Here is a 7,422-nt window from a genome sequence, read left to right as displayed (position 1 = left end):
CAGAGCTGCTTTCCGCCCTCCCCGGCGTTCCCCAGGTCAGACTGCTCCCAGCTTCACCCAGCCGCTGCGACGACCAGGCGGCAAGGGCCTCTCACCCTCACTCGAACATCAAGCGCCTCGTGGCGCACCTCATGGAGATAGAACAAGCAATCCGGCCGACTGCGGCGCTGCAGAACTGTCTGCCGATCCATGCGGAACTGGACAACGGCCGGGATTCGCTCCTCAGCGACGAACCCGCCGAGTCGGTAGAGGGCATCGGCGTACTCCGGCGTCTGCACCAGCCCAGGCACCGTTCGCACGTCGTAGCTGGTGATCGTCTTGGCAGTGGACTCAGCGAAAGCGAGCGTTCGCAGGTTGCCTGACACCTGCACGATGTACTCGTCGAACGCATCCTTGTACTGGCGGCGAAAATCCTCGAAGAAGTCGATGTCCTTGCCGCACATCGTCAGGAACTGCACCAGGTCGATCTCGCTGGCGCGTGCCTTGCCCTTCTCGATGTTGGTCACCTTGCTCGGGTGCCAGCCCAGCCGCATGGCCATCTGGGCGCCGCCCAGGTCGGTGCAGGCCTCCCGAAGCCGGCGCAGCTCGTCACCCAATGCCCTGCTGCACGCCGTCGCTGTGATCACAGTCATAGACCCCGACGCTAGGGCTTGCCCCAGCTCCAATGAACAGGCTCGTTCGGGTGAAAACCTCTACGCAAGGCGCGTGATGTCGACCGTCACCTCCAGCGCGGTCGCCGCCCCACCCGAGTAAATCCCCTTCAACGGCGCCACATCCGCGTAGTCACGTCCCAGCGCCACCCACACGTGCCGAGGCCCGACCGGCATCGCGTTGGTCGGGTCGTACCCCCACCACCCACCGGTCCACGCCTCGATCCACGCGTGCGACTCGCCGCGCACCGTCTCTCGCAGCGCACCATCTTTCTTCGTGTGCAGGTAACCGGACACATAGCGCGCCGGGATGCCCATGCCGCGCAACAACACCAACGACAGGTGCGCGAAGTCCTGGCAGACGCCCTTGCGTTCCTGCCACGCGTCAACGGCCGAGCTGTGCACGCCAGTGGAGCCCGGCTGGTACTTGAGCTGCTCCCACACCCAGTGCGAGGCGGCCAGCACTGCGTCCGACGGCGAATTGCCCCTCTTCAGCTCGCGCGCCTTGGCCAGCAGCTCGCGATTGCGCGGCGTGTAGCGGGTGGGCTCCAGGAACTCCGTGTAGCGGTCAACGAGGTTCTCCTCGCGCATGTCCGCCCACGTGCCAGTGGTGATCGGCTCAATCTCTGCGCTGGTCTCGACGACCGACGACGCGACGACCTTCAGCTCCGTGTGTGGTGCATGCAGGTCGAACGACGTGACCTCGGTGCCCCAGTAGTCCGTGTAACGGTAGGCGCGAGTGGCTGGATTCGTTTCAACGCGCGAGACGACGACGTTCTGCCGTCGGTCACCACGTGGTGTCAGCCGCGCCTCGTTGTATGACTGCACGACCGGTGCCTCGTACACATAACCCGTCGTGTGCACGACACGTACACGCCAGCTCATGGTCAGCCCACCTCGGTGTTCGTCCAGGCGACCCACGGCGCCACGTGGAAGTACTGCTGTGACACGGCCTCGCCGACGTCACGGACCGTTTTCTGCAGTGCCGCAAGACGTTTCGGCAGGTCGTCGAGCAGGTCGTGCGGCCGCAGGAACTCCAGCTCACTCCGCGCCTTGCCGAGCAACCTGAGCGCCTCTGCCCGTGCGCCGACGCGAACCGACGGCTGGTTCTCCAGCTGTTCCAGGCACGACTCGGCCTGGCGCAGCGCGTGGAACACCGAACGCGGGAACAGCCTGTCCAGCAACAGGAACTGCACCACCCGCGACGCGTCGAGCGCACCCCGATAGGTCCGGAGATACGTGTCGTGCGCGCCGGCCGAACGCAGCACCGTGACCCAGCCGGGAGACGACGCCCGGTCGCCGACACGGGCCAGCAGCAGCCGAACGATCATGTCGACACGTTCAACGGAACGCCCGAGCACGAGGAAGCGCCAGCCGTCGTCGCGCGACATCGTGGAGTCGGCCAGCCCCGCGAACATCGCCGCACGTTCCTCCACGAAGGAGAAGAACGCGTGCGGCCCCATCGTGCGCGCGTAACGCTGCCGCTCGGCGACGGCGTTCCACATCGCGTTGAGGCACTCCCACATTTCGGTCGACACGACCTCGCGAGCACCACGCGTGTTCTCACGCGCGCTGTTGACCGAGGCAACGATCGAACTGGGGTTGTCCTTGTTGTAGGCCACCAGCTCCGTCAGCGACCACACGTCGAACTGCTCCGCGCCGACCGGCGGCTTGATGCCCAGAACGGTCAGCAGCTGCCGTGACGTCGCGTCCGGGTCGACCGTCGCGTCCTCCAGCAGCTGGTGGACCGAGACGTCGAGGATGCGCGCCGTGTCGTCCGCCCGTTCGACGTAGCGGCCGATCCAGTACAGCGACTCCGCGTTGCGTGCCAGCATTCGCGCGCCTCCTTACTGCTGTTGTTGCTGTTGCTGGGACGTCGTCAGCTCCGGTCCTTGCTCGGCCGCCGTCGACTCCATTTCGGACGGACCCGCCAGCCCTGGCTCCGCCAGCTCACGCTCCACAGTGGACGACTTCGGCGCGAGCACCCAGGTGTCCTTGGAACCGCCACCCTGCGAGGAGTTCACGATCAGGCTGCCCTCCGGCAACGCCACGCGGGTCAGCCCACCGGGCAACACGAAGATGAAGTTGCCGTCGTTCACCGCGAACGGCCTCAGGTCGACGTGCCGCGGCGCCAGCTTGTCCCCGATCTTCGTCGGCACCGTCGACAGCTGCACCACGGGCTGCGCGATCCAGCCACGCGGGTTGCTCTTGATCCGCTTGCGCAACGAGTTCAGCTCTTTCGCGGTCGCATCCGGCCCGAACACGATGCCGTACCCGCCAGACCCCTCGACCGGCTTGACCACCAACTCGTCGAGCTTGTCGAACACGTGCGCCCGCTCGTCCCCCAGCCAGCACCGGAACGTGTCGACGTTGGGCAACAGCGGCTTCTCGTTGAGGTAGTACTGCACGATCTCCGGCAGGTAGGTGTAGACGAGCTTGTCGTCCGCCACCCCGTTGCCGACCGCGTTGGCGATGACCACGTTGCCCGCTCTCGCCGCGTTCAGCACTCCCGCGATGCCCAGCACGGAGTCCGGCCGGAAGTGCACGGGATCCAGGAAGTCGTCGTCGATGCGCCGGTAAACGACGTCGACCTGCCGCTCGCCCTCGGTCGTGCGGAGGTACACGAAGTTGTCGCGGCAGAACAGGTCCCTGCCCTCAACCAGCTCCACACCCATCTGCCGCGCCAGCAACGAGTGCTCGAAGTACGCCGAGTTCGCCAGACCAGGCGTCAGCACGACAACGTTCGGATCCGCCGCGTTGGGCGCCGCCGCGTTCCGCAGAGCCCTCAGCAGATGCACCGCGTAGTCGCCCACCGCGCGCACGCGATGCCGCGCGAACAGGTCCGGGAACACGCGCGCCATCGTCCTGCGGTTCTCCATGACGTAGGAGACGCCGGACGGGCACCGGAGATTGTCCTCGAGGACCCGGAACGTCCCCTGCTCGTCCCTGACGAGGTCGACACCCGCGACGTGGATGCGCACCCCGTTCGGCGGGTTGATGAGGGCCGCCTCGCGGTGGAAGTGCTCGCAGCTCGTGATGAGACGCCGCGGCAACACTCCATCCCGGACGATCTGCGCGTCGCCGTAGATGTCCGCGAGGAACATCTCCAGCGCCCGCACCCGCTGCACGATTCCTTTCTCGAGCTTCGACCACTCACTCGCAGTGATGATGCGAGGGATGAGATCCAGGGGGAACGGCCGTTCCTGACCGCTCAGCGAAAACGTGATGCCCTGGTCCACAAACGCCCTGCCGAGGGCTTCACTTCGCGCGTTCAGCTCGTTGACCTGCGACGGAGCGACCGACTCGTACAGCGCGCGATAGGCCGATCGCACACCGCTGTCGGTGGAGAACATCTCGTCGTAGGCGCCGGCGTGCGCCCGTTGAGGATTCAGATAGCCGTTGAACAGCTCACCGAGCCTCGGCGTGGTGACCGTGCGGCTGCGGCGCAGTCCTGAGGTGCGGGCTCGGCGTTCCATGGTCCACATCTTCACCCTGTTTGTGCTGCTTTTGCACTAGTCAGACCAGAAGAAACCTCCCGGAAACAGAAATCGGTAGGTTGCTGACGTTGCCGAAGTTCGTCACCGGGGGTCCCGATGAGCAGTGCGTCCACCGAGCCTCGCGAGGCAGTGCTGGAACGCGAGATCCGGCTTGGCGGGCCGCCCCTCGATCTGCAGCGTCGCATCCACTGGGACGGGCAGCTCAAAGTCCTGCTCGACATCAACGACATGGCGATCGTGATCAACCCCGAGTCGGGCGAGGACGAGGTTTACCAACCCGACTCCGGCCTGTGGGTCCGCGCGTGCGGAACCGCTGTGCCGATCCCCGGCGGCGTCGCCGTGACCGACGGCTCCACCATCCAGGTGCGTCGTGGCCGCCCCACTCGGGTGTCCAACTGGCGCGGGCATTCGACACCGATCAACGTGCTGATGGCGGCTCCTGGTCCGATGATCGTGTCCGCGAGCCGTGGCGATGGCATTCGGTTCTGGGACGCCGAGAGCGGGGAACAGGTCCGTATCGCCCTGGTGAATGACGACACGACGGACCTGTCGTGGTACATCGGCCTTGACGGCAGGGTGCGGGTCGCGTCCGCCGGGCAGGGAGGTGTGCTCCGCATCTGGGATCCACAACTTCCCGCGCCCGCGCTCGTGCACCTCACCAAGCAGGTGCACACCCGCGGTTTCAGCGACCGTGTGGCGAACTGGGACCTGCTGGACCGGCGGGCGCTCATCGACACGCTGGCCGAGACACTCCGGCCCGACTTCTTCGGCACGGGACCGACAGTGCTCACGGTGGAAGGCCCGTGGGGCTCCGGTAAGAGCTCGCTCATGGAACTGGTCAAAGCCGAGCTGTCAGACCCGGCACCGGCCGACTCGTCGAGCAAACGACTCACGGTCGCGCGGGCGGACAGGCTGTTGCGCCGCGACCGGCGAGAGAAGTCCACAGAGGAACCGAGGCCCAAGCACGCCGTGGTCGCCGGGTTCAACCCGTGGCGACACCAGTCGAGTGAACAGGTCTGGGCCGGCCTCGCCAGAGCCATCACGGACACGGCGATGCGGGCGATGTTCGGCGACGACCGCGCCGCGTGCGAGCGCTACTGGTTCACTCGCAACGTCGAACGCGTCGACCGCAGGCACGTCCTGCGCGAGCTGCGCAAACGCATCCTGTCGCCGTTGCTGGCACTCGGCGTGCTCGGATTCGGTGTATCCCTGCTGGCCGCGGTCACGAAGCTGACCGCGCCGTCCTGGTGGCTCGTCGCCATCCCGGCGGCGCCGTTGGTCTGCGGCATCGTGCAGACCGCGTGGCGGCACTACCGCACTCCCGCGTCCCGCTACCTGCCGGGCGAGCTCTTCGCCGGACCGGCGCTGAGCGAGCCGACCGATCCGTCCGTTCACGACCCCTACTACCACGCCAGAAGCGGCTACCTGTACCTGGTGCAGCACGACATCGCCGAGTTGCTGACCGATCTGGCCCACCACGGCGAGCAGCTGGTCGTGATGATCGACGACCTCGACCGCTGCACGCCCCGCACCACGGCGGAGGTCTTCGAGGCGATCAACGTCTTCCTGTCGGACACGTTCCCGCGCACCAGGTTCGTGCTCGGACTCGACCCGATCGTGGTCGCGTCGCACATCGACCACGCCTATCGGGAACTGGCCGACGCCAAGGTCGTCACCCACCCGGACGACCCGAGTCCGGGCTGGACGTTCCTGCGCAAGCTCGTCCAACTACCTGTCCGCGTGCCCCGCATGACCGCTGACAAGGTCGACCGCGTCCTCAGAGCCCAGCTGGGTGCGGTGCACAACGACGAGAAGCACGTGAGAGTATCCGAATACGATCCGCCTCCTGCTATTCCGGACCCGCAGCTACCGGCGCCATACAGCGTCGCCGACAGCCTCGTCATCCAGATCGAGCAGCATCCGCAGGTCCGCGAGTACCTGCGACAGCGCCTCGTCGCACAGCCGGAACACACCGTCCGCGAAGAGAAACGCCTGATCAACGTCTGGCAGTTCTACCTGCGCGTGCTCGCGTCCTCCGACATCGATCAGGCCTGTCACCTGGTGGTCCTCGCCGAGATCGTCACCCGTTGGCCTGCCTACCAGCACCTGCTGCGCGGCAACTGGCAGACGCTCGCCGACGCCGTCACCGACGACCTGGCCTGGGGTACGGCGATCGCGAAGATCGGGTTCAAGTACCCGGATCGCCAGGCCGCCGAGAACCTGCGAACGGTGCTCGCCGGCTGCGATGCGCAAGCGGTTGCGGGGCTGGCGAACAGGTTGTTCTAGAGGCGGACCTTCAGGACGCTGCCCGAGGCGTGGGTGACGAACATCGTCTTCGTGCCTGGGAGGAAGCGCGCGGCCGTCGGGTTCTTCAGGCCGGTGAGCAGGACGCAGCGGGCGCCGGTCCACGGGTCGACCTTGATGAGTTCGCCGCTGGTGTATGCGGTGACGTAGAGCTTGCCGTCCGGGCCGACGGCGAGGTCGTCGAGGTTCTTGTCGGGGGCACCCAGTTCGATGCGGGTCTGGCGGTCGCCGGTGATGCGGACGACTGTCGACTTCGGGTCGAACACCAAGGTCGTGAAGACGGTGTTGCCGATGGTGGCGACGCCGTTCGACAGGGGCAGGTCGATGCGGCGGACGAGCGTGCCGCGGCGGTCGAACTCGGCGAGGCCGACGAACGGGTCGGCGACGTAGAGGTGGCCGCGGGCGTCGAACTCGGCGCCGTTCGCGGAGCTGAGCGTGTCGCCGCCGACCCAGACCTCGGGTTTGGGCTTCAGGCGGACGACTCCGGACGGCTGGTCGCGCGTTTCGGGGCTGTCGTTGCCGAAGTTGGCGTACAGGCCGCCTGGGCCCTGGCGGATGGCGCCGGGTGCGCGGAGGTTGATGGACCGGAGGAAGGTGCCGTCGAGGCGGTACTGCTCGACGCGGTTGCCGGTCAGGTTCGAGAGCCAGACCGTGTTGCCGTCGAACTCCAGGTTCTCGTACCAGTCGGTGCCGGTGTGGAACGTGCTGACGGCCGGCGTCGGGCAGCGGATCGGTGAGGCTTGGGCCGGGATCGCGGTGATGGACAGGACGAGGCACAACAGCGCGAGGATCCTCATGCCTCGACGCTAGGGACAGGGGTGGGCGGGGCGCATCGTCCTTTCCGCCCAACGGACCGCTCGCAGGCTGAACGTGAAAAAGCCCTGCGGGGAGCGCTTGTGGCGCTCAACCCGCAGGGCAAATTATGTTCGGCGGCGACCTACTCTCCCACACCGTAACCAGTGCAGTACCAT

At 66.7% G+C, this 7,422-nt stretch carries 6 protein-coding genes; 1 reads left to right on the top strand and 5 read right to left on the bottom strand.

Features of this window, described 5'->3' with window-relative positions; genetic code table 11:
• Positions 1-53: 53 nt before the first annotated feature.
• From FXN61_RS45435 to FXN61_RS45420, 4 genes are all read right to left on the bottom strand, one after another.
• Positions 54-596: a Scr1 family TA system antitoxin-like transcriptional regulator gene (locus FXN61_RS45435; RefSeq protein ID WP_167980015.1), complete on the bottom strand. Its 543-nt coding sequence runs from the start codon at positions 594-596 to the stop codon at positions 54-56.
• Positions 597-692: 96 nt separating this feature from the next.
• Complete coding sequence (locus FXN61_RS45430; RefSeq protein WP_167980014.1) at positions 693-1,535, bottom strand: transglutaminase family protein; 843 nt, start codon at positions 1,533-1,535, stop codon at positions 693-695.
• A gap of 2 nt (positions 1,536-1,537) precedes the next feature.
• Positions 1,538-2,485, bottom strand: a complete 948-nt coding sequence (locus FXN61_RS45425; RefSeq protein ID WP_167980013.1) for an alpha-E domain-containing protein — start codon at positions 2,483-2,485, stop codon at positions 1,538-1,540.
• A gap of 12 nt (positions 2,486-2,497) precedes the next feature.
• Positions 2,498-4,126, bottom strand: coding sequence for a circularly permuted type 2 ATP-grasp protein (locus FXN61_RS45420; protein WP_246293059.1), 1,629 nt, complete (start codon positions 4,124-4,126; stop codon positions 2,498-2,500).
• 117 nt (positions 4,127-4,243) lie between these two features.
• Here FXN61_RS45420 and FXN61_RS45415 point away from each other — a divergent pair, with 117 nt between their 5' ends.
• Positions 4,244-6,433, top strand: a complete 2,190-nt coding sequence (locus FXN61_RS45415) for a P-loop NTPase fold protein (RefSeq protein WP_167980012.1) — start codon at positions 4,244-4,246, stop codon at positions 6,431-6,433.
• Here the strand turns inward: FXN61_RS45415 and FXN61_RS45410 are convergent.
• Positions 6,430-7,248 (bottom strand): SMP-30/gluconolactonase/LRE family protein, encoded by an 819-nt coding sequence (locus FXN61_RS45410; protein WP_167980011.1) that lies wholly within the window; start codon positions 7,246-7,248, stop codon positions 6,430-6,432. The genes FXN61_RS45415 and FXN61_RS45410 overlap by 4 nt on opposite strands.
• Between the last annotated feature and the right edge of the window lie 174 nt (positions 7,249-7,422).

The sequence above is a fragment of the Lentzea indica genome (assembly GCF_012184385.1).
Classification (GTDB): domain Bacteria; phylum Actinomycetota; class Actinomycetes; order Mycobacteriales; family Pseudonocardiaceae; genus Lentzea; species Lentzea indica.
Note: the sequence above shows the minus strand (reverse complement) of the source record. Positions and strands in the feature narration are given on the sequence as shown.